Source organism: Pelomonas sp. SE-A7 (assembly GCF_030345705.1).
Taxonomy (GTDB): domain Bacteria; phylum Pseudomonadota; class Gammaproteobacteria; order Burkholderiales; family Burkholderiaceae_C; genus JAUASW01.
In genome coordinates, this window is record NZ_JAUASW010000001.1 from 1,768,425 (window position 1) to 1,789,450 (window position 21,026).

General features: G+C 68.9%; 18 protein-coding genes. 4 read left to right on the top strand and 14 right to left on the bottom strand.

Annotated elements, in window-relative coordinates:
* Nucleotides 1-61: 61 nt before the first annotated feature.
* Genes QT382_RS07985 through hutC form a run of 5 tightly spaced genes read right to left on the bottom strand, consistent with a single transcriptional unit; the run spans nucleotide 62 to nucleotide 4,713 of the window.
* Nucleotides 62-1,447, bottom strand: a complete 1,386-nt coding sequence (locus tag QT382_RS07985) for a formimidoylglutamate deiminase (RefSeq protein ID WP_289253502.1) — start codon at nucleotides 1,445-1,447, stop codon at nucleotides 62-64.
* Nucleotides 1,444-2,241 (bottom strand): N-formylglutamate deformylase, encoded by a 798-nt coding sequence (hutG, locus tag QT382_RS07990; protein ID WP_289253503.1) that lies wholly within the window; start codon nucleotides 2,239-2,241, stop codon nucleotides 1,444-1,446. Before hutG ends, QT382_RS07985 begins: the two co-directional genes overlap by 4 nt.
* Entirely contained in the window at nucleotides 2,238-3,446 is a 1,209-nt protein-coding gene (gene hutI / locus QT382_RS07995; protein WP_289253504.1) for an imidazolonepropionase, read from the bottom strand. Before hutI ends, hutG begins: the two co-directional genes overlap by 4 nt.
* Nucleotides 3,443-3,985, bottom strand: a complete 543-nt coding sequence (locus tag QT382_RS08000; protein ID WP_289253505.1) for a HutD/Ves family protein — start codon at nucleotides 3,983-3,985, stop codon at nucleotides 3,443-3,445. Before QT382_RS08000 ends, hutI begins: the two co-directional genes overlap by 4 nt.
* Nucleotides 3,982-4,713: a histidine utilization transcriptional repressor HutC gene (gene hutC / locus QT382_RS08005; protein WP_502929848.1), complete on the bottom strand. Its 732-nt coding sequence runs from the start codon at nucleotides 4,711-4,713 to the stop codon at nucleotides 3,982-3,984. Before hutC ends, QT382_RS08000 begins: the two co-directional genes overlap by 4 nt.
* Nucleotides 4,714-4,789: 76 nt before the next feature.
* Between hutC and hutU the strand changes: the two genes are divergently transcribed.
* From hutU to QT382_RS08020, 3 genes are read left to right on the top strand one after another with little or no spacing between them, the layout of a single operon-like run.
* On the top strand, nucleotides 4,790-6,472 hold the full coding sequence (hutU, locus tag QT382_RS08010) for a urocanate hydratase (RefSeq protein ID WP_289253507.1): 1,683 nt from the start codon (nucleotides 4,790-4,792) through the stop codon (nucleotides 6,470-6,472).
* 17 nt (nucleotides 6,473-6,489) lie between these two features.
* Nucleotides 6,490-8,037 carry a histidine ammonia-lyase gene (gene hutH / locus QT382_RS08015; RefSeq protein ID WP_289253508.1) on the top strand — a complete coding sequence of 516 codons (1,548 nt, stop codon included), beginning with the start codon at nucleotides 6,490-6,492 and terminating at the stop codon, nucleotides 8,035-8,037.
* A gap of 31 nt (nucleotides 8,038-8,068) precedes the next feature.
* Nucleotides 8,069-9,304 (top strand): alpha/beta hydrolase, encoded by a 1,236-nt coding sequence (locus tag QT382_RS08020; RefSeq protein ID WP_289253509.1) that lies wholly within the window; start codon nucleotides 8,069-8,071, stop codon nucleotides 9,302-9,304.
* Between the two features lie 36 nt (nucleotides 9,305-9,340).
* Here QT382_RS08020 and QT382_RS08025 read toward each other — a convergent pair whose 3' ends face one another.
* Nucleotides 9,341-11,257 (bottom strand): methyl-accepting chemotaxis protein, encoded by a 1,917-nt coding sequence (locus tag QT382_RS08025; protein WP_289253510.1) that lies wholly within the window; start codon nucleotides 11,255-11,257, stop codon nucleotides 9,341-9,343.
* A 97-nt stretch (nucleotides 11,258-11,354) separates the two neighbouring features.
* On the opposite strand from QT382_RS08025, the gene QT382_RS08030 reads away from it, so the two are divergent.
* Entirely contained in the window at nucleotides 11,355-12,446 is a 1,092-nt protein-coding gene (locus tag QT382_RS08030; protein WP_289253511.1) for an ABC transporter substrate-binding protein, read from the top strand.
* A 78-nt stretch (nucleotides 12,447-12,524) separates the two neighbouring features.
* Here the strand turns inward: QT382_RS08030 and clsB are convergent, their stop codons facing one another.
* From clsB to QT382_RS08070, 8 genes are all read right to left on the bottom strand, one after another.
* Nucleotides 12,525-13,811: a cardiolipin synthase ClsB gene (gene clsB / locus QT382_RS08035; protein WP_289253512.1), complete on the bottom strand. Its 1,287-nt coding sequence runs from the start codon at nucleotides 13,809-13,811 to the stop codon at nucleotides 12,525-12,527.
* 8 nt (nucleotides 13,812-13,819) lie between these two features.
* Nucleotides 13,820-14,635 carry an endonuclease/exonuclease/phosphatase family protein gene (locus QT382_RS08040; RefSeq protein WP_289253513.1) on the bottom strand — a complete coding sequence of 272 codons (816 nt, stop codon included), beginning with the start codon at nucleotides 14,633-14,635 and terminating at the stop codon, nucleotides 13,820-13,822.
* A 2-nt stretch (nucleotides 14,636-14,637) separates the two neighbouring features.
* Complete coding sequence (nudB, locus tag QT382_RS08045; RefSeq protein ID WP_289253514.1) at nucleotides 14,638-15,102, bottom strand: dihydroneopterin triphosphate diphosphatase; 465 nt, start codon at nucleotides 15,100-15,102, stop codon at nucleotides 14,638-14,640.
* A 26-nt stretch (nucleotides 15,103-15,128) separates the two neighbouring features.
* Complete coding sequence (locus QT382_RS08050) at nucleotides 15,129-16,319, bottom strand: tetratricopeptide repeat protein (RefSeq protein WP_289253515.1); 1,191 nt, start codon at nucleotides 16,317-16,319, stop codon at nucleotides 15,129-15,131.
* A 114-nt stretch (nucleotides 16,320-16,433) separates the two neighbouring features.
* Nucleotides 16,434-18,230 carry an aspartate--tRNA ligase gene (gene aspS / locus QT382_RS08055; protein WP_289253516.1) on the bottom strand — a complete coding sequence of 599 codons (1,797 nt, stop codon included), beginning with the start codon at nucleotides 18,228-18,230 and terminating at the stop codon, nucleotides 16,434-16,436.
* A 130-nt stretch (nucleotides 18,231-18,360) separates the two neighbouring features.
* Complete coding sequence (locus QT382_RS08060; protein WP_289253517.1) at nucleotides 18,361-19,038, bottom strand: DUF502 domain-containing protein; 678 nt, start codon at nucleotides 19,036-19,038, stop codon at nucleotides 18,361-18,363.
* Nucleotides 19,039-19,060: 22 nt separating this feature from the next.
* Entirely contained in the window at nucleotides 19,061-19,348 is a 288-nt protein-coding gene (locus QT382_RS08065) for an FmdB family zinc ribbon protein (protein WP_289253518.1), read from the bottom strand.
* Nucleotides 19,349-19,515: 167 nt separating this feature from the next.
* The gene (locus QT382_RS08070) at nucleotides 19,516-20,979 is read right to left on the bottom strand and encodes a high affinity choline transporter 1 (RefSeq protein ID WP_289253519.1); all 1,464 of its coding nucleotides are present in this window, start codon (nucleotides 20,977-20,979) and stop codon (nucleotides 19,516-19,518) included.
* Between the last annotated feature and the right edge of the window lie 47 nt (nucleotides 20,980-21,026).

Sequence of the window (21,026 nt, forward strand, 5' to 3'; positions counted from 1 at the left end):
CTCCTGAAACGCTGACTCTCCCTGGCGGGAGGCTAGCGCGCGCATGCTCCGACTACAAGGGCTATTCGCCTGAACCACCCCACAGTGTCTGCATGACCACATCAAAGTCCGCGGAAACCCTGGCCTGAGCCGCGTGCCGGCCCTGCTCCAGCCGGCAGTGCCCGGCCACGAAGACCTGTCGCAAGACCTGACCCTGGCCGCCGAAGATCAGGGCGTCCAGCCGGTGCGTGACAGGCACACCCAGCTGGCCCGAGGCCTGGGGATCGAGCACCAGGAAGTCGGCGCGGGCGCCGACCCGCAGCCCCCAGGCCGAAAAGCCCGCCGGCGCGGCGCTGCCGGCCAGGGCGGCCTCGAACAGCCGCTCCGCGCTGGACGGCCGCGCGCCCGGCGCCGAGGCCACGTTGCGGCGCTGCAGGCCCAGGCGCTGGCCGTATTCCAGCCAGCGCAGCTCTTCCACCCAGTCGCGCGTGACATGGCTGTCCGAGCCCAGGCTGATGGGCACGCCGGCCTTGAGCCAGCCGGGCAGATCGCAGAGGCCGTCGCCCAGGTTGGCCTCGGTGCCGGGACAGATCACGATGCCGGCCCCGCTGGCCGCTACCTGCTCGATTTCGGCCGGCGTGCTGTGGGTCGCATGGACCAGTTGCCAGCGCGCATCCGGCCGCAGCTCGTTGCACAGCCACTGCATGGGCCGCTGGCCGGTCGCGGCCAGGCAGTCGCGCACCTCCTGCTGCTGCTCGCTGATGTGGATGTGGATGGGCAGGTCGGTGTCGCCGACCAGGGCCTGCAGCCTGCGGATGTCGTCGCCATGGGCGGCGCGCAGCGAATGCAGGGCCACGCCGGCATTGAGCAGCGGCCGGCCGGCGGCGTTGAGGCGGCTTCTGGCATTCCAGATCCAGTCGGCATCGGTGGCGAAGCGGCGCTGGTCGGGCCGCAGCGCGGGCTGCTGGAAGCCGGCATGGGCGTAGAGCACCGGCAGCAGGGTGAGGCCCATGCCGACCTGCTCGGCCGCTTCGGCCAGGGCCCAGGCCATGGCCAGCTCGTCCTCGTAGGCCGTGCCGTCCTCGCGGTGCTGCAGGTAGTGGAACTCGCAGACCTGGGTGTAGCCGCCGCGCAGCAGTTCCAGGTAGAGCTGGGCGCCAATCGACTTGAGCTGCTCGGGCGTGATTCTGAGCGCCACGCCGTACATGCGGTCGCGCCAGGACCAGAAATCGTCCGACTCGCTGTCGCGCCGCTCGGCCAGGCCAGCAAAAGCGCGCTGGAAGGCATGGCTGTGGGCATCGACCAGGCTGGGCAGGACCGGGCCTTCCAGCTGGACCGCGCCTTCGGGCAGCGGCACGCCGGCGGTGATGCGCGACCAATGGCCGTCGGCACCGACCTCCAGCAGGACCTCGCGCTGCCAGCGGCCGTCCAGCCAGGCCTCGGCCGCCCAGTAGCGTGCGCCGCTCATGGCTTCCAGGCCAGCAGGCTCTGGAACATCTGCTTCAGCAAGGGCTGGACCCGGCTCGCCAGGTCTTCCCGATAGGCGAAAGGCGGCGTCTCGTCCATGTAGCAGCACTGGCACATCTCCAGTTGCACCGCATGCTGGCCCTGGGCCGGCTGGCCATAGTGCCGCGTGATGAAGCCGCCCTTGAAGCGGCCGTTGACCACCTGGGTGTAGTCCGCCTGGCTGGCCAGCAGATCACCCAGCCGCGCCGTGATCGAAGCGTCGCAGGACTTGCCGTCGGCCGTGCCCAGGTTGAGGTCGGGCAAGCGGCCTTCGAACAGCCACGGCAGCTCCGAGCGGATGCTGTGGGCGTCGAAAAGCACCGCATGGCCGTGCAAGTTCTTGAGCCTCTGCAGCTCGGCATTGAGGGCGCGGTGGTAGGGCAGCCAGTAGTCCTGGCGGCGGCGCTGCTTCTCGAGCTCGTCGGGCGCCTGGCCCTCCTTGTAGAGCGACTCGCCGGTGAAGAAGCGGGTCGGGCACAGCTCGGTGTTGGAGGCGCCGGGATACATGGGCGTGTCCTCGGGCGGCCGGTTCAGGTCGATCAGGTAGCGCGAGTAATGCGGCTTGATCAGGCTGGCGCCCAGTTCTTCGGCCAGCTCGCCGTAGAGCCGGTCCAGGTACCAGTCCGTGTCCTCGCTCTGCAGCGCCTGCGGCATGTAGCGATGCTGCTGGTCCTCGGGAATGGCCGTGCCTATGTGGGGCATGCTGATGAGGAGCGGCGTGCGGCCCTGCTTCAGCGTGAAGACGGAGTTGTTCATGGTGATTCGATGCCGCCGCGCACTCGCCGTAGCAGCGGGTTGCGGCCGAAGTAGTAGGACAGTTCGTTCGGATGGTCGACGGCCCAGACGCAGAAATCGGCCCGCAGGCCCGCGCGCAGCTGGCCGCGGTCCGCCAGGCCCAAGGCCTTGGCCGCGTTGACGGTGACGCCTCGCAGCGCCTCCTCGGGCGTCAAGCGGAACAACGTGCAGGCCATGTTCAGCATCAGCAGCAGCGACAGCGTGGGCGACGTGCCGGGGTTGTGATCGGTGGACACGGCCATGGGCACGCCAGCCTCGCGAAGCGCAGCCACCGGCGGCAGCATGGTGTCGCGCAGGAAGTAGTAGGCGCCGGGCAGCAGCACAGCCACCGTGCCGCTGGCCTTCATTGCCGCGATGCCGGCCGGGCTCAGGTGCTCCAGGTGGTCGCAAGACAGGGCCGCGAACTCGCAGGCCAGCTGCGTCCCGCCCTGGTCGCTGAGCTGCTCGGCATGCAGCTTGACGTTCAAGCCCAGGCCGCGCGCCGTCTCGAAAACACGCCGCGTCTCGGCCGGCGTGAAGCCAATGCCTTCGCAGAACGCATCGACGGCATCGACCAGGCCCTGGCGCTTCAGCTCGGGCATCCAGGCGCAGACGGCCTCCACATAGTCGCCCTGCCGGCCCTGGAACTCCGGCGGCACCGCATGCGCGCCGAGGTAGGTCTTGAGCACCGAGACATCGGCCTCCTCGCCCAGCCGCCGAGCCACGCGCAGGCACTTGGCCTCGTCTTCCAACGACAGGCCGTAACCCGACTTGATCTCGAGCGTGGTCACGCCCTCGGCCTTGAGGCTCTCAGCACGAAGCAGAGCCATGGCGAACAAATGCTCCTCGCTGGCCGCACGCGTGCTGCTGACCGATGACCGGATGCCGCCGCCACTGCGGGCAATCTCCTCGTAGCTGGCGCCATGCAGGCGCAGCTCGAACTCGCGGGCCCGCTGGCCGCCGTAGACCAGGTGGGTGTGGCAGTCGATCAGGCCCGGCGTGACGACGGCGCCCTGCAGGTCATGCTCGGCCTCGACCTCAAGGCCGGCCGGCAATTGCGAAGCCTCGCCGACCCAGACGATGTGCTCGCCTTCGGTCACCAACGCGCCCTGCTCCACCCAGCCCCAGGGCTGGTCGCCGGCCAGCGTGGCCAGCCGGGCGTTGTTCCAGACTTGCTTGCTCGTCATGCCTCGTTCCAGACCATCCACCAGGCCGCCCCCTGGCCCTTGAATGCCAGGGCCTGAGCGGCCGGCTTCTCGCACCAGGCGAGGCTCAGCGGCGCCAGTTTGGTCACGCGCCCGCCATGGTCCAGCTCGCCGCCTTCGACGGTGAACAGGCCCACCCAGTCGCCGCCGGCGATGGTGCGGCTTGCCGCCGCTTCGACCGTCAGCTTGCCCAGCGCACGGCGGTGCATCAGATTGAAATCGCGGGTCGGTCCCTTGAGCAGCTCGCAGTCGGGTGCCAGCGCACCGTCGAAGCTGAACAGCTCCTCGCTGGGGCCGAGCTGGTAGTCCCACAGCCGCACGCCGGCCCCGCTGAGCACGCCGAACCAGCGCTGCACGCCGGGGAAGGACGAGAACAGCCCGTCGCGCTCGATGTCGGCCACGCTGATGCGCAGCGTCCAGTCCGCGGCATTGGGCCAGGCCAGCAGCTCGCGGGTCCAGCCGCCGTCGTTCTTCCAGCGCTGCGGCGTCACATCGCCCGCTGCAATCACACTCCAACTCATGCCTGAAAACTCCCCTCTAACAGGTACCGCGAGCCCGGATGCGTCAGCCTCACCGTCGTGACGGTCTGCCCGCGGCTGAAGGTGGTGCGCCGCACAACCAGGCAGGGCTCGCGCCGGGCAATGCCCAGCAGCCTGGCCTCCAGCTCGTCGGGCAGCGTGGCCTCGATGGTGTAGCGCGCTTCGGAGAGCGGCGCAACCTCGAGCAGGTGCTGGGTGGGTGTGATCTGGGCAAAGTCCAGGCCCAGGTAGTCGGGCGCGCAGGCCGGGTTGACCAGGCGGTCCTCGCACTGGATGGCGACGCCGTTCTCCAGGTGCACGATGACGCTGTGGAACAGGGCCGCCCCGGCCTTCAGGCCGAACTCCGCGGCCTGCTCGGCATTGGCCTTGATGCGCGCCAGCGAATGGACCCGGGCCTCATGCTGGTGACCACGCTCGGCGATCTCCTCGTGCACGTCGCGCACGGTCAGCGTGGACGAGATCCGGTGCAGCTGGGCCACGAAGGTACCCACGCCCTGGACCCGCTCGATCAGGCCCTCCTGATGCAACTCGCGCAGCGCCCGGTTGACCGTCATGCGGCTGACCTCGAACTGGGCCACCAGTTGGCCCTCCGAGGGCAGCAGATCGCCGGCCACCCAGCGGCCGGCGGCAATGCCCTCGCGCAGATGGTTCTTGACCTTCAGGTACTGCGGTTCAGGCCCGCCCGGTAGCTTTCTCGCCATGGCCGGCATCGTACTTGACTGTACTTGTATAGACAACTAGAGTTCGCCCATCCTGAATTCGGCCCAGAACCCGAGGAGAGCATCCATGTCCGCAGCCCCCCGTCCCGTCCGCGCGCCCACCGGCACCACGCTCTCTTGCAAGAGCTGGCTGACCGAGGCCGCCTACCGCATGATCCAGAACAACCTGGACCCGGTCGTGGCCGAGAACCCCGACGCCCTGGTGGTCTACGGCGGCATTGGCAAGGCCGCCCGCAACTGGGACTGCTTCGAGCAGATCCTCGAATCGCTGAAGCAGCTGGAAGACGACCAGACCCTTTTGATCCAGTCGGGCAAGCCGGTCGGCGTGTTCCCCACCCACCCGGACGCGCCGCGCGTGCTGCTGGCCAACTCCAACCTGGTGCCGGCCTGGGGCAACTGGGAGCACTTCAACGAACTGGACCGCAAGGGCCTGATGATGTACGGCCAGATGACGGCCGGCTCGTGGATCTACATCGGCACGCAAGGCATCGTGCAGGGCACCTACGAGACCTTCGCCGAAGCCGGCCGCCAGCATTACGGCGGCTCCATGGTCGGCAAATGGATCCTCACCGCCGGCCTGGGCGGCATGGGCGGCGCCCAGCCGCTGGCCGCCACGTTCTCGGGCGCCTGCTCGCTGAACATCGAATGCCAGCAGTCGCGCATCGATTTCCGCCTCAAGACCCGCTACGTGGACGAGCAGGCGGCCGACCTCGACGACGCCCTGGCCCGCATCGCCAAGTACACGGCCGAAGGCAAGGCCATCTCCATCGCCCTCTTGGGCAATGCGGCCGAGATCCTGCCGGAGCTGGTCAAGCGCGCCAAGGCCGGCACGGCCATCAAGCCCGACCTGGTGACCGACCAGACCTCGGCCCATGACCTGATCAACGGCTACCTGCCGGCCGGCTGGACGGTCGAGCAGTGGCGCGCCGCCGCGGCCGATGCCAGCCAGCATGCCGACCTCAAGGCCGCTGCCGCCCGCGGCTGCGCCGTCCATGTGCAGGCCATGCTGGACTTCCAGGCCATGGGCATCCCGACGGTCGACTACGGCAACAACATCCGCCAGGTCGCGCTGGACCAGGGCGTCAAGAACGCCTTCGACTTCCCCGGCTTCGTGCCCGCCTATGTGCGCCCGCAGTTCTGCGAAGGCCGCGGCCCGTTCCGCTGGGTGGCCCTGTCCGGCGATCCGGAAGACATCCGCAAGACCGACGCCAAGATCAAGGAACTGTTCCCCGAGGAAGCCCGTGTCCATCGTTGGCTGGACATGGCCGGCGAACGCATCGCCTTCCAGGGCCTGCCGGCCCGCATCTGCTGGCTGGGCCTGGGCCAGCGCCACCTGGCCGGCCTGGCCTTCAACGAGATGGTCCGCAGCGGCGAACTGAAGGCGCCCATCGTGATCGGCCGCGACCACCTGGACAGCGGCTCGGTCGCCAGCCCGAACCGCGAGACGGAAAGCATGAAGGATGGTTCGGACGCCGTGTCCGACTGGCCGCTTCTCAACGCCATGCTGAACACCGCCGGCGGCGCCACCTGGGTCTCGCTGCACCATGGCGGCGGCGTGGGCATGGGCTATTCGCAGCACAGCGGCGTGGTCATCGTCTGCGACGGCACCGAGGCGGCCGACAGGCGCATCAAGCGCGTGCTCTGGAACGACCCGGCGACCGGCGTGATGCGCCATGCCGACGCGGGCTATGACATCGCCGTCGAATGCGCCAAGGCCAAGGGCCTGGATCTCCCGATGGTGACCAAGTAATCACAGAGACAAGAACAATGACGATGCTCGAAATCACCCCCGGCCAGCTGAACCTGGACCAGCTGCGCCAGATCCGCAACGGCGGCGTCAAGCTGAAGCTGCATGCCAGCGCGGCAGAAGCCATACGCCGCAGCGCCGCCGTCGTGCAGGCCGCTGCGGCCGGCGATGCGCCGGTCTATGGCGTCAACACCGGCTTCGGAAAGCTGGCCTCGACCCGCATAGGCAAGGAAGACCTGGCCGCCCTGCAGCGCAACCTGATCCGTTCGCATTGCGTCGGCGTGGGCGCCCCGCTGGCACCGGAAGTCGTTCGACTGATGCTGGCCACCAAGGCCGCCTCGCTGGCCCGCGGCTACTCCGGCGTGCGCGAAGTGGTGGTGCAGGCCATCCTCGACGCCTTCAATGCCGGTCTCGTTCCCTTTGTGCCCTGCCAAGGTTCGGTGGGCGCCTCGGGCGACCTGGCGCCGCTGTCGCACATGAGCCTGGCGCTGATGGGCGAAGGCGAGATGCTGGTCGATGGTCAGCGCCGCCCGGCCCTGGAAGTGCTGAAAGCCGCCGGCCTGAAACCGCTGGAGCTGCAGGCCAAGGAAGGCCTGGCCCTGATCAATGGCACGCAGACCTCGACCGCCCTCGCACTGGAAGGCCTGATCCGCTTTGAAGTCGTCTACGCCACGGCCATCGTCTCCGGCGCGCTGACCCTGGACGCCGCGCGCGGCAGCGACGGCCCCTTCGATCCGGGCATCCATGCGGTGCGCGGCCAGCCCGGCCAGATCGAATCGGCAGCAGCCTACCGCTCGCTGCTGGCCGGCAGTGCGATCCGCCAGAGCCACAAGGAAGGCGACGACCGCGTGCAGGACCCCTACTGCCTGCGCTGCCAGCCCCAGGTCATGGGCGCCTGCCTGGACCAGGCCCGCTACGTGCGCGATGTGCTGCTGCGCGAAGCCAATGCGGTCACTGACAACCCGCTGGTGTTCGCCGAGCCGGGCGCCGATCCCTACATGGTCAGCGGCGGCAACTTCCACGCCGAGCCCGTGGCCCTGGCAGCCGATGCGCTGGCCTGCGCCATCGCCGAAGTAGGTGCGATTGCCGAGCGTCGCATCGCCATGCTGATCGACACCGGCGTCTCGCGCCTGCCGCCCTTCCTGACCGCCAACGCCGGCCTGAACTCGGGCTTCATGATCGCCCACGTCACGGCCGCGGCCCTGGCCAGCGAGAACAAGAGCCTGGCCCATCCGGCCAGCGTCGATTCGCTGCCGACCTCGGCCAACCAGGAAGACCATGTGAGCATGGCCACCTTCGCCGCGCGGCGCCTGGGCTCGATGCTTGACAACACCGGCCACATCATTGCCATCGAGCTGCTGGCCGCCGCCCAGGGCTTCGAGTTCCTGCGGCCGCTGCAGAGCTCGGCCGTGCTGGAACAGGCCCATGCCCTGGTGCGTCGCTCCTGCCCGCCCATGCCGGACGACCATTACCTGGCGCCCGACATCGAGCATGCCGCCGCCCTGGTCCAGTCGGGCGAAGTGGCCGCCCTGCTCCGCCAACAAACGGGTATGGTCGTGCTTCCCTGACTGAGACCAGCCCGGCCGGGCTGCCTGCACGATGTTGTTGTCCAAGCTGCTGCGCATCCTTGCCTCCTTCGCCTGTATCGCCGCCCTGAGCCTGCCCGGCCTCGCCTGGGCCGGCCATAGGGTCGATTTCGAGATCGATCTGCGCGCCGAGATCGCTGCCGGCCGCTTCGACCCGGCGCGCGACCAGGTCGGCTTGCGAGGCAGCGTCGCCCCGCTGTCCTGGGGGCGCACCTTGCCTGCCAAGCCCGCGGCGCAGGGCCTCTACAAGCTCGGCGTCGTGTTCGAGCAGATCCCCTTCGGCGGCCAGCCGCTGCAATACAAGTTCAAGATCGACCGCCCGGGCGCGACACCCGACAACGGCTGGGAAGACGGCCGCAACCATTCGCTCGGCTTCCCCAGCGAGCAGCAGCAGGTGGCTCGCGCCTTCAATGCCGAGCCGGCCAAGCTGCCGGCGCAGCGCACCGGCCAGATCGACCGCCTGCCTCCCATCGCCTCATCGCATGTCAGCCCACGCGGCCTGCAGGTCTGGCTGCCGCCCGGCTACGAGCGCGAACCGCAGCGCCGCTATCCGGTGCTCTACCTGCATGACGGCCAGAACGTGTTCGATGCCGACGCGGCCGGCGCCGAATGGCAGGTCGACGAGACCGCCCAGCGCCTGGTGCTGGCTGGTGCCATCGAGCCGGTCATCATCGTTGCGGTCGACAGCAACAGCCGCGACCGCTTCCTCGACTACACGCCCACCGAGATGCTGATCCCCGCGGCCCGCAGCGGACGCGACAAGGACGAGCGCCAGGGCGGCGGCGGCCCGCGCTATGCCCGCTACCTGGTCGAGGACCTCAAACCCTTCATAGACCAGCGCTACCGCACCCGGCCCGAGCCCGCCAGCACGGCCGTCGGCGGCTCCTCGCTGGGCGGCCTGATCTCGATGTGGCTGCTGCTGCACCATGGCGACACTTTCGGCGCCGGCCTGGTGGTCTCGCCCTCGGTCTGGTGGGACGACATGTTCCTGCTGCGCGACGTCAGGACCACCGCCCCGGTCGGCACGGCACGGCCCCGGGCATGGCTGGACATGGGCGACCACGAAGGCCCGGGTGCCCTGGTGGCGGCACGCCAGCTGCGCGACGCCCTGCTGGCCCGCGGCTGGCAGTCCGGCGGCACGCTCGGCTACATGGAGCAGGCCGGCGCCGGCCATGACGAGGCCGCCTGGGCCTCACGGGTCGAGCCCATGTTGCGCTACTTGTACGGCAGCAAGGACGTCAGACGCTAGCGCGCACCATGCGCGCACACCGCGCACCAAGTCGTATCAGCCGCGCCCCAGGCTGAAGCCCGCAACGACCTGACGCAGTGCCTGGGCCTGCAGGTCCAGGCTGGCGGTGGCGGCCTGCGTCTGCTCGACCAGGGCTGCATTCTGCTGTGTCATCTCGTCGAGCTGGCCGACCGCAATATTGATCTGGTCCATGCCCTGGTGCTGCTCGCCGCTGGCCCGGTTGATCTCCTGGATCAGGCCCGAGAGCCGCTGCACCTGGCCGACCAGCTCGCTCATGCTTGCGCCGGCCTGGCCGACCAGGCTGCTGCCCTGGGCCACGCCTTCGCCGTTGTCGCGGATCAGCGCAGAAATCTCCTTGGCCGCCAGGGCACTGCGCTGGGCCAGGCTGCGCACCTCGCCGGCCACGACCGCAAAGCCGCGGCCCTGTTCGCCGGCGCGCGCCGCCTCGACCGCGGCATTGAGCGCCAGGATATTGGTCTGGAAGGCGATGCCGTCGATCACGCCGATGATGTCGGCCATCTTCAGCGAGCGCTGGCTGATGCCGGCCATGGTGTCCACGACCTGCCCTACCACCGCGCCGCCGGCCGAGGCCGCGGCACTGGCGGCGCGAGCCAGCTCATCGGCCTGGCTCGCATGCTGGGCGTTCGAGGCAATGGCCGAACCCATCTGCTCCAGCGACGCCGCGGTCTGCTGCAGGTTGGCAGCCTGCTGCTCGATGCGGCCCGACAGATCGGCATTGCCCTGCGCAATCTCGCTGGAGGCCAGGGCCACGGCTTCGCTGGATCGCTGCACCTCGCGCACCTGGCCGGCCAGCTGCCCCATGGCGTCGCCCAGCGCGCCGGCCATGCGCCCCAGTTCGTCGCGCGACTGCACCTGCACCCCGCTGCCCAGCTCACCGCGGGCCAGCGCCTCGGCCGCCTGCAGGGCCGCGGCCACGCTGGTACCCAGGCTGCGGCTGATCAGCAGCATCAGCCACAGCCCGAGTGCCACGGCTCCGACCAAGAGGCCGGCCAGGCCGGCGATCTGCCGGCGCTCGGCCGCAACCCGCTGCTGCAGACGCTTGTCCACCTCGACCAGCGTGGCGAACACCAGCTCGAACTGCGCGTCGATGGCGACCGTCGCCTGTTTGTAGAAGTCGGCCGCCGCCAGCGTCGGAGTCTCGGCGGTGATCAGCTGCTCGCGGGCCAGGCCCAGCACGCCACCCGCAAGGGTGCCCGCGTCGTTGGCTGCCAGCCGGTCCAGGCCCTTGTCCAGGACGGCGGCCCGCTGCAGCTGGCGCGAGGCCTGGCCACCGGCCGACTGCGCCTGTTCGGCCACGGCGCCGAGCAGGGCCTTGTCCTCCGGCCTGACCTCGCCTTGCTTGAGCAGCAGCGTGCCGCGCCCGCGCAGCCGGCCCAGCATTTCGGCCGCCCGCGGCAGGGGCACGGCGGCCGCGGCCACCAGGTGGTAGCTGGCCGCTTCGGCGTCGCGCTGCAAGCCGCTGCCGTCGATCAGCAGTTCCTGCAGCTGCAGCAGATCCTCGACCAGGCCGGTGTGGCGGGCGAAACTCTGCGGCGGCTTGATCGCCGCGCCCTCGACATCCCGGCGCAGGGCGTTCCATTGCTCGCGCAGCTTGCCGACCTGGGCCTTGGCTTCGGCCTGGGCCGTCGCCGCGTCCTGCAGATGCTGCCAGCCGCTCTCGACGGCTTCCGACGTCGCGCGCCGCGCGTCCGCAACGCTGCCGTCGCCGCCCAGCTGCAGATTGGCCTGGGCCCGGTGGCGCTGCACCTGTTGCAGCAGCTTGAGCAATTCGGTGATGGGCGCCAGGGCCTGCGCCTGGACCTGGGCCCGCTCCAGGCCGTTCCAGCTGCCGCGCAGCAGGACCAGCGCCGGTGGCAGCGCCATCAAGAGGGCCAGCAGGCCGATCAGGGCCAGCTTCTGCCAGATCTGCAGGTTGGCGATCCAGGACTTCATGTCTTTCTCCCTGAGTGGCATGGACTGTCACGCCGGTGAACGCAACTCGCATGCCAGACGTGCAGAATCGATCCATCGTTCCCCGGAGGCAAGACCCATGCGTGTCCGCACGCTATTGCTGCTGTACCTGATCGCATGGACAGGCGAAGCGCTGTCGCAGACCGTCGCCTTCATCAACCCCGGCCGCTCTGACGAACCTTTCTGGCTCGGCGCCAGCCAGGCCATGCAGGCGGCGGCGCACAGCCTGGCGGTCCCGCTGGAGGTGCTCTACGCGGAGCGTGAACCGGAACGGGCACTGCAGCTGGCCCGCGACATCGCGGCCCGCCCGGCGGGCCAGCGGCCGGACTACGTGATCCTGGTCAACGAGAAGAACACCCTGGTCGAGAACGCCCGGGTGCTGGGCGCGGCCGGCATCAAGAGCTTTGCGGCCTTCAGCGGCCTGCTGCCCCGCGAGCGCGAGCGCTGGGCACCCCGCCAGGGCCTGCCCCAGCTGCAGGGCAGCCTGGAGCCGCAGGCCGAGGACGCCGGCTATCTGACCGCCCGCGCCCTGATCCGCCAGGCCCTGGCCGACCGCGGCACGCCGCGCGGCCAGAAGCTGCAGATGTTGGCCATCAGCGGCGACCGCACGACGCCGGTCTCCATCCAGCGCAACGAAGGCCTGCGCCGCGCGGTGGCCGAATCCCCGGAGGTCGAGCTGGTCCAGCAGTCCTTTGCCGATTGGCGGCGCGACCTGGCGGCCGAGGCCATGAGCGGCCTGCTTGCCCGCCATCCGCAGGCCCGGCTACTCTGGACCGGCAGCGACCTGATGGCCTTCGGCGCCATGGACGCCATCGAAGCCGCCGGCCAGCAGGTCGTCCGCGACTGGCGCATCTCCAGCATCAACACCAGCAACGAAGCCATGAAGGCCGTGCTCGACGGTCGGCTGAAGGCCCTGGCCGGCGGCCATTTCCTGGCCGGTGCCTGGGCCCTGGTGATGGTCTACGACCAGGCCCATGGCCACGACTTCGCGGCCGACGAGGGCACGGACCTGGTCAGGCCCATGTTCATGCTGTTCGGCAAGGCCGAAGCCCAGCGCTTCCTGAACCGCTTCGGCCCGGGCATGCCGCAGCTGGATTTCAGGCCCTACAGCAAGGCGCTCAATCCCAAGCTCAAGCAGTACAGGTTCGAGATTGGGGAGTTGCTGCGCTGACGAGCCTTAGTAGCGCCCCGACAGCGCGCTCTAGTAGCGCCCCGACAGCGCGCTTTAGTAGCGCCCCGACAGCGCGCTTTAGTAGCGCCCTGTCGCTCCAGCCACCCTCAGGTAGACATAGGCCATCCAGGCCACCAGGCCGCGGCGCAGCATGCCGCGCAGGCCGGCCTCGCCCTCGGCCGGATGGCCGACCCGGCGCGACTCGCCGATGGCGGTCTCGAACTCGGCCGCCAGCGCCGCGGTGAAACCGGCATCGCGGACGATGACGTTGGACTCCAGGTTCAGGAGCAGGGACAGCGGATCGATGTTGGAGCTGCCCACCGTGGCCCAGCCGCCGTCGACCACGGCCACCTTGGCATGCAGATAGGCCGGCAGGTATTCGTAGATCTGCACCCCATGGCCCAGCAGCTCGGCATAGAGCGCATGGGCGGCCATGGCGGCAATGCGGTAGTCCACCTTGCCCTGCAGCAGCAGGCGCACTTGCACGCCGCGCCGCGCCGCGTCGCGCAGCGCGCGCCGGAAGGCATTGCCGGGATAGAAGTACGGCGTGATCAGGTCGACCCGTTCGCGCGAGGCGCGGATCGCGTCTATGTAGGCCCGCTCGATCATGCGGCGCTGGCGCAGGTTGTCGCGCAGCACGAAGGCGGCGCAGACCGGGGGCAGGTCTTGCCAGGCACCATCGCGGCGCTTGCCGCGCGGCATGCGCAGGCGGCGCAGCAGGCCGCGCAGCCGCGACATCGGCTCAGGGCTGCGCACCAGGGCCTGCAGTTCCTCGCCGAAGTCGCGCCCCAGCCAGGCGCGGGTCCAGACCGCCCGAGCTGCCTGCTCAATGGGCTCGACCACCGGCCCTCGCAGCGCCACGGCGAAATCCAGGCGCGGCGTGTCGGTAGGGCCGTGGTTCAGGTCGACCCGGTCGTCGATGATGTTGATGCCGCCTACGAAGGCGGTCACACCATCGACCACGCAAAGCTTCTGGTGCAGCCGCCGCAGCTGGCCCGGCTGCAGCCAGCGCCACCAGCGGTCTATGGGCCGGAACACGGCCAGCACCACCGCGCTGCCGGCCAGTTGCTCGCGCAGCCAGTCCAGGCTGGCCTTGGAGCCAAAGCCATCGACCACCACCCTCACCCGCACACCGCGCGCGGCCGCCGCGCGCAAGGCCGCAACGGTGCGCGTGCCGGCCGCGTCATGGTGAAAGATGTAGGTGGCCAACCAGACTTCGTGGCGCGCCGCCGCGATGGCCTGCTCCTGGGCCGGGAACAGCTCGTCGCCGCCGCGCAGCAGGTGCACCTCGTTGCGGCCGAGGAACTCGGGCAGGCGGGCGGCATGCCGGTGGATCAGCGGCTCGGCATCCGGCGTCAGTCCCAACCAATCTCTCACGGCTCGCCGAGCTCCAGCTCGGCCACCAGGGGCAGGTGGTCGGACATGCGCCGCCAGGCCTGGCCGCGCGGCACCTGCATGGACACGCAGTGCAGGCCGCGCATGTAGATGCGGTCCAGCGTGAACACCGGCACTATCGACGGGAAGGTGGCCGGCGGTTTGCGGCCGTCGGGCGGCACGGCCCGGTGCAGGCCGGCCGCGCGCATCGGTACGTCAAGCTTTTCGCCCCAGTCATTGAAGTCCCCGGCCACCACAAGGGGCAGCTGCGGCGGCACCTCGGTGGCGATGTAGGCAGCCAGGCGCTCGACCTGGCGCATGCGGCTGGCGTGGATCAGGCCCAGGTGGGCCACGATGGCGTGGACCTCGATGCCGTTCCAGACCAGGGGCACATGCAGCAGGCCACGCTGCTCGAAGCGATGGTCCGACACATCATGGTGGCCGACCTCGCCCAGCGGCCAGCGCGACAGCAGGGCATTGCCGTGCTCGCCATGCTTGGTCACGGCGTTCGTGCGGTAGGCCACCTCGTAGCCCTCGGGTGCCAGGAAGTCGGCCTGGCCCTGGTCGGGCCAGCCGAACCAGGTGCGCTGGAACTGTCGGGCCTCGGCATGGTGGAAATGCCTCACCTCCTGCAGGAACACCAGGTCGGCGTCCAGCGCCTCGACGCCCAGGCCCAGGTTGTGGATCTCCAGCCGCTTGGCCCGGCCGAAGCCGCGCACGCCCTTGTGGATGTTGTACGTGGCGACGCGCAGATGCGGGCTCAGGATGCTGGTGGGCGCACTCAGCTGAGACGGGCGGAAATGCGGTCGCCTCATCGCTAGTCTCCGGTGGCTGCGAAGCGGGGCAGTTGCAGCACGGCCTCGGCATTGGACGGCGAGAAGCACAGGTCGGCTGCCTCGCGCCAGGGCAGCCAGCGGTACTGCAGATGCTCGCGCGGCGCCAGCTGCACCGCCTGCACCGAGGGCACGCGCAGGCCGAACACATGCTCGGTGTTCTGGGTCACGCCCGGCGCATAGCGGTGGCGCCAGACCGGGTAGATCTCGTAGATATTGGACAGTTGCCAGTCCAGCAGCTCGCCGCCAGCTATGCCGGTCTCCTCGAAGACCTCGCGCCGGGCCGTGGCCTCCAGCGGTTCGTCGGGCGCGTCCAGCGAGCCGGTGACGCTCTGCCAGTAGCCGGGCCGGTCGGCCCGTTCGAGCATCAGCACCTGCAGGTCCGGCGTGTGGATCACGACCAGGACCGACTCGGGAATCTTGTAGTTCGGACGCTCAGCTACCGTCATGCCGGGAAGCATAGCGGTATCTGTAGTCAAGACGCCATCTGCTGAAGGCCTTGCTGGAGCAGGTGCTCGACCCGCGAGGCGGTGCGCAGCAGCTCGGCCTGGGTGGAGGCATGGACCTCGCTGCTGGGCAGGCCGCGCACATGGCGGGTCAGTCCGTCGAGCTCGCCCAGCGCGCGGCGCAGCAGGCCGGCCAGTTCCCCGGCCGGGACCGGCGTGCCGGGTGGCAGTTCCTCGTCGAAGCGGATCAGCGCCTCCAGCAGACCCGGCAGCTCGGTCTGGCTCAAGGTGCCTTCCAGCTGCTGGCGCTGCTGGGCGTGGTACCAGCTGGGGCCGAACTCGCCTTGCGCCTGCATCAGCTCGGCCAGGCGGCCATGGGCCTGGGCCTGCAGCGAGCGCGATTGCAAGGCCTCGGCCAGGCTCAGCACCGAGCCGGCCGCCGCCAGGGCCGCATCGCCGCTTTGCAACTCGGCCTGCAGCATCAGCGTCTGCGCCTGCAGCCAGCGGTAGCCGCAGCGCTGGGCCAGGGCCTGACCTTGCTGGGCCAGCTGCAAGGCCTCGGCCGCCTCGCCGCTGTCGCGGGCGCAGCGGGCGCGGTGCCAGGTCGCCTCGGCCTCGTAGTCCCTATGACCGACAGCCCGGGCCGCAGCCAGGGCTTCATCCAGCAGCGGCAAGGCCGCCTGCGGGCCCTGTGTGGCGCGCAGCGAGACCGCGCGGTTCAGGGCGACCTTGGCATGCAGGTAGGCGTCGGTGGCCAGGCGCGGGTAATGGCGCTCGGCCAGATCCAGCACGCGGCCGCCGCGGGCCCAGTCGCCCAGCGCGTAGCAGAGGTGGGTGAGGCCTATGCGGGCCAGGCAGGCGGCGCGGCTGTCGTCGGCCCCCCAGTCCAGGCTCTGGCTCCAGGCCTGGCAGGCCTGCACATAGTCGCCGCGCTGGTAATGCAGCCGGCCCAGGGCCTCGCTCAGATCGGCCGCCTCGGGCAATGCGCGCTGGGAGCGTGCATCCTGCAGCGCCTGTTGAAGCTCGGCCTGCAGCTCGGCCGCGCGCCCCCAGCGTTCCAGCACGAAGAACACGCCCTGCAGGGCGGCCCGGCCCAGCTGCGGGTCGGCGGCATGGATCTGCGGGCGCAGCCGCTGCAAGGCCCAGCCCGGATGGCGCATCAGCACGCGCTCCCAGCGTGTGCTGTCCCGTTTGCTGCGCGCCCTTGTACTGCTGTTCATGCCCTCGGTCCTGCCTGTCTGGGGAAGATGAATGGCCGCAAGCATAGCGAAGGCGGCACCATCAACGACAAGGGCGCCCGCAGGCGCCCTTGTTCCGGTCGTCAGCCCGGCTGCTTACTGGGCAGCGGCCGCACCGGGGTTGCGCAGGCGGATGTGCAGCTCGCGCAGCTGCTTCTCGTCCACATTGCTCGGAGCGCCGGTCAGCAGGCACTGGGCGCGCTGGGTCTTGGGGAAGGCGATCACGTCGCGGATGGACTCGGCCTTGGTCATCATGGTGACGATGCGGTCCAGGCCGAAGGCCAGGCCGCCGTGCGGGGGCGCGCCGTACTGCAGGGCGTCCAGCAGGAAGCCGAACTTGATGCGCTGCTCTTCGGGGCTGATGTTCAGGGCCTCGAAGACCTTGGCCTGCACCTCGGCGCGGTGGATACGCACCGAACCGCCGCCCAGTTCCCAGCCGTTCAGCACCATGTCGTAGGCCTTGGCAATGCACTTGCCCGGGTCGCTGGTCATCAGGTCCTCGTGGCCGTCCTTCGGTGCCGTGAACGGATGGTGAACGGCCGCCCAGCGGTTGTTCTCCTCGTCATGCTCGAACATCGGGAAGTCCACCACCCACAGCGGCGCCCAGACGTCGTTGAACAGGCCCGAGGTCTTGCCGAACTCGCTGTGGCCGACCTTCAGGCGCAGGCCGCCGATGGCGTCGTTGACCACCTTGGCCTTGTCGGCGCCGAAGAACAGCAGGTCGCCGTCCTGGGCACCGGTGCGCTTCAGGATCTCGTTGACGGCGGCGTCATGCAGGTTCTTGACGATGGGCGACTGCAGGCCTTCGCGGCCCTTGGCCAGCTCGTTGACCTTGATCCAGGCCAGGCCCTTGGCGCCGTAGATCTTGACGAACTCGGTGTAGGAGTCGATCTCGCCACGGCTCATGCCGGCGCCGCCGGGCACGCGCAGGGCGACCACGCGGCCACCAGGCGTCGTGGCCGGGCCCGAGAAGACCTTGAAGTCCACGTCGGCCATCACGTCGGTCAGCTCGGTGAACTCCAGCTTGACGCGCAGGTCGGGCTTGTCGGAGCCGAAGCGGTGCATGGCTTCCGAGTATTTCATCACCGGGTACTCGCCCAGATCCACGTTCAGGGCCTTCTGGAAGACGTGGCGGATCATGCCTTCGAACATCGAGCGGATTTCCTCTTCCGTCAGGAACGAGGTCTCGATATCGATCTGGGTGAACTCGGGCTGGCGGTCGGCGCGCAGGTCCTCGTCGCGGAAGCACTTGGTGATCTGGTAGTAGCGGTCGAAGCCGGCCACCATCAAGAGCTGCTTGAACAGCTGGGGCGACTGCGGCAGCGCGAAGAACATGCCATCGTGCACGCGGCTCGGCACCAGGTAGTCGCGCGCGCCTTCCGGCGTGCTCTTGGTCAGCATCGGGGTCTCGATGTCGACGAAGCCCTGCTCGTCCAGGAACTTGCGCACTTCCATGGCCACGCGGTAGCGCAGCATCAGGTTGTTCTGCATGTAGGGACGGCGCAGGTCCAGCACGCGGTGCGTCAGGCGCGTCGTCTCCGACAGGTTCTCGTCGTCCAGCTGGAACGGCGGCGTGACCGAGGGGTTCAGCACCTCGATCTCATGGCACAGCACCTCGATCTTGCCGCTGACCAGGTTGCTGTTCTCGGTGCCGGCCGGACGGGCGCGGACCTTGCCGACGATCTTCAGGCAGAACTCGTTGCGCACGCCCTCGGCCACCTTGAACATCTCGGCGCGGTCCGGGTCGCAGACGATTTGCACCAGGCCTTCGCGGTCGCGCAGGTCGATGAAGATCACGCCGCCATGGTCGCGGCGGCGATGGGCCCAGCCCATCAGGGTCACGGTCTGGTCGAGCAGCTTCTCGCTGACTTGGCCGGCATAGCAGGTACGCATGATTGATTCACTCCAGATTCGGGAAAGGACCACGGCAGTCGGGTCCACAAGACTTGTCGTTCGGGGCGCGGCGGGCTGCTTTGAAAGCCCTCAGGACTGAGCGTTTGCGGGATTCGTTGCTTCGGTTCGCTCAGCCCCGCGGATTCGATGGGGCGGGCTGATTGGGCTCGCCCGGATGCGGATGTTGCTGGGTCTCGCTGGCCGGGGCCACCACACCCATGGAGATGATGTGCTTGAGCGCCTCGTCCACGCTCATGCCGAGCGGCCGCATCGCGGCCTTGGGCATCATCAGGAAGAAGCCCGAGGTCGGGTTGGGCGTGGTCGGCACGTAGACGCTGACATGCTCTTCCTCGAAATGCTCCGCCGCGGCCTTGGACGGCGCGCCGGTGACAAAGCCTATGGTCCAGGAGCCGGCATGCGGGTACTGCACCAGCACGGCTTCGCGGAAGGCATTGCCGCTGCTCGAGAACAGGGTGTCCGACACCTGCTTCACCGAGCTGTAGATCGACTTGACGATGGGAATCTTGTAGAGCAGCTTGTCCCACTGCCCCAGCAGCCATTGACCGAAGATGTTGGCCACCAGCACGCCGGTCAGCGTGACCAGCAGCAGGAGAATCAGCGGGCCCAGACCGGGGATGTTGGCCAGCTCGTCCACATGGGGAGCGACGGCCTGGGGCAGGACGGCCTTGGAGGCCTTGAGCATCAGGCCGAACACGCCATTGACGATGCTGAGCGCCGACAGCAGCACCCAGATGGTCACGCCCAACGGCAGCCAGGCCAGCAGTCCGGTGATCAGGTATTTGCGCACGGCGGCCTTGTCGGTTCTTGAATCAGTGGCAGGCGCAGGAGCCGCCGCAGGCCGCAGGAGCCGCAGCCGGAGCCGCTGCTTCGGCCGGTGCAGCCGCCGGGGCCGCGGAGGCCGTGCCGCTGGACGAGCCGCCCTTGAAGTCGGTGGCATACCAGCCCGAGCCCTTGAGCTGGAAGCCGGCGGCGGTGATCTGCTTGGAGAAGGACTCGGCTCCGCAGGCCGGGCAGGTGCTCAGCGGTGCGTCGGACATTTTCTGCAGCACGTCCTTGGCATGGCCACAGGCATCGCAGCGGTAGGCGTAGATCGGCATGGAGCTTCTAAGGCCTTGAAACAAAAGGCGAAATTATAGGGGAGGCCTCCGGGCCGAGCGCCGGGCCGCTCCCAAGCCGGCCCGTCGTGACAATGCAGGACGGTCCGGCCGGCCTGCATTGTCGTCCCCTCGGGGGACCGGCCAAGGTACACCTTGGCCGAGGGGTCTCAATCCGGAAGCCCTGCGACGTGCCGCTTGTGCTCATGGCGGTTCTTCAGCCACTGCGGGCCCAGCGAGCCAAGCAGCATCGCCACGATGGCCGCCAGCAGGCCGGCCAGCTGGCCCGGGAACAGCTCGCCCCAGGTGCTGACCTGGGGCAGGAAGGCGATCCAGACACCGATGCCAGCGGCCAGCGAGAAGATCGCGCCCTGGGTGGTCGCACGGCTCCAGTAGAGACCGAACACCAGGGGCACGAAGGCGCCGACCAGGGTGATCTGGTAGGCCGAGGAGACCAGCTCGTAGATCGAGGTGCCCTTCATCGCGATGGCATAGGCCAGCACCAGGCCGGCGAAGATCACGATGGTCACGCGCATGGCCAGCAGCTGCTGCTTGTCGCCCATGCGGGGCCGCAGGTTCTTCAGGATGTTCTCGACGAAGCTGGTCGACGGTGCCAGCAGCGTGGCCGACGAGGTGCTCTTGATGGCCGACAGCAGCGCGCCGAAGAACAGGATCTGCATCACCAGCGGCATCTTGGTCAGCACGAAGGTCGGCAGCAGCTTCTGGTAGTCGTCCTTGGCGATGTCCAGCGCCTGCTGGCCCATCACCACTACGGCACTGGCCACGATGAACATGGGCACGGCGGCGAACAGGATGTAGCTGAGGCCGCCGATCATGGCGCCGTTGCGGGCGGTCTTCTCGTCCTTGGCCGACATCACGCGCTGGAACACGTCCTGCTGCGGGATGGAGCCCAGCATCATGGTCACGGCCGCGCCGATGAACATGGCCATGTCGGTGAACTTGGGTTCGGGCAGGAACTTGAACAGCTCCTTGCTCTGGGCCAGCTCGACCACCTTGCCGGCGCCACCGGCCAGGTCGGCCGAGAACCAGGCGATGACCGACAGGCCGATGACCAGGACGATCATCTGGATGAAGTCGGTCCAGGCCACGGCCAGGAAGCCGCCGATGACCACATAGATCAGCACGGCCAGCGTGCCGACGATCATGCCCATCTCCTCGGACATGGCGCCTTGCGTCAGCACCGAGAACACCAGGCCCAGGGCGGTGATCTGGGCAGCCACCCAACCCAGATAACTCAGGATGATGGCCGACGAGCAGAACACCTCGATGCCCTTGCCGTAGCGCTGACGGTAGAAGTCGCCGATGGTCAGCAGGTTCTGGCGGTACAGCTTGGTGGCGAAGAAGGCGCCGACCAGGATCAGGCAGGTGCCGGCGCCGAACGGGTCTTCCACGATGGCATTCAGGCCGCCCTGCACGAACTTGGCCGGTATACCCATCACCGTCTCGGCCCCGAACCAGGTGGCGAAGGTGGTGGTGATCACCATGATCAGCGGCAGGCTGCGGCCGGCGATGGCGAAGTCGCTGGTGTTCTTGATGCGGGTACCGGCCCAGACACCCAGGGCCAGGGTGCCCAGCAGGTAGAGCACGACGAAGACGATCAGCGTGATGTTCATTGTCTGGTGCCCAGGGAAGCGGGCCGGAGGCGGGGTGACGACGGCGC

Excerpts from the sequence above, each read along its gene's own strand:
- QT382_RS07985 (WP_289253502.1), bottom strand. The coding sequence starts at position 1,447 with ATGAGCGGCGCACGCTACTGGGCGGCCGAGGCCTGGCTGGACGGCCGC.
- hutG (WP_289253503.1), bottom strand. The coding sequence starts at position 2,241 with ATGAACAACTCCGTCTTCACGCTGAAGCAGGGCCGCACGCCGCTCCTC.
- hutI (WP_289253504.1), bottom strand. The coding sequence starts at position 3,446 with ATGACGAGCAAGCAAGTCTGGAACAACGCCCGGCTGGCCACGCTGGCC.
- QT382_RS08000 (WP_289253505.1), bottom strand. The coding sequence starts at position 3,985 with ATGAGTTGGAGTGTGATTGCAGCGGGCGATGTGACGCCGCAGCGCTGG.
- hutC (WP_502929848.1), bottom strand. The coding sequence starts at position 4,713 with ATGCCGGCCATGGCGAGAAAGCTACCGGGCGGGCCTGAACCGCAGTAC.
- hutU (WP_289253507.1), top strand. The coding sequence starts at position 4,790 with ATGTCCGCAGCCCCCCGTCCCGTCCGCGCGCCCACCGGCACCACGCTC.
- hutH (WP_289253508.1), top strand. The coding sequence starts at position 6,490 with ATGACGATGCTCGAAATCACCCCCGGCCAGCTGAACCTGGACCAGCTG.
- QT382_RS08020 (WP_289253509.1), top strand. The coding sequence starts at position 8,069 with ATGTTGTTGTCCAAGCTGCTGCGCATCCTTGCCTCCTTCGCCTGTATC.
- QT382_RS08025 (WP_289253510.1), bottom strand. The coding sequence starts at position 11,257 with ATGAAGTCCTGGATCGCCAACCTGCAGATCTGGCAGAAGCTGGCCCTG.
- QT382_RS08030 (WP_289253511.1), top strand. The coding sequence starts at position 11,355 with ATGCGTGTCCGCACGCTATTGCTGCTGTACCTGATCGCATGGACAGGC.
- QT382_RS08040 (WP_289253513.1), bottom strand. The coding sequence starts at position 14,635 with ATGAGGCGACCGCATTTCCGCCCGTCTCAGCTGAGTGCGCCCACCAGC.
- nudB (WP_289253514.1), bottom strand. The coding sequence starts at position 15,102 with ATGACGGTAGCTGAGCGTCCGAACTACAAGATTCCCGAGTCGGTCCTG.
- QT382_RS08050 (WP_289253515.1), bottom strand. The coding sequence starts at position 16,319 with ATGAACAGCAGTACAAGGGCGCGCAGCAAACGGGACAGCACACGCTGG.
- aspS (WP_289253516.1), bottom strand. The coding sequence starts at position 18,230 with ATGCGTACCTGCTATGCCGGCCAAGTCAGCGAGAAGCTGCTCGACCAG.
- QT382_RS08065 (WP_289253518.1), bottom strand. The coding sequence starts at position 19,348 with ATGCCGATCTACGCCTACCGCTGCGATGCCTGTGGCCATGCCAAGGAC.
- QT382_RS08070 (WP_289253519.1), bottom strand. The coding sequence starts at position 20,979 with ATGAACATCACGCTGATCGTCTTCGTCGTGCTCTACCTGCTGGGCACC.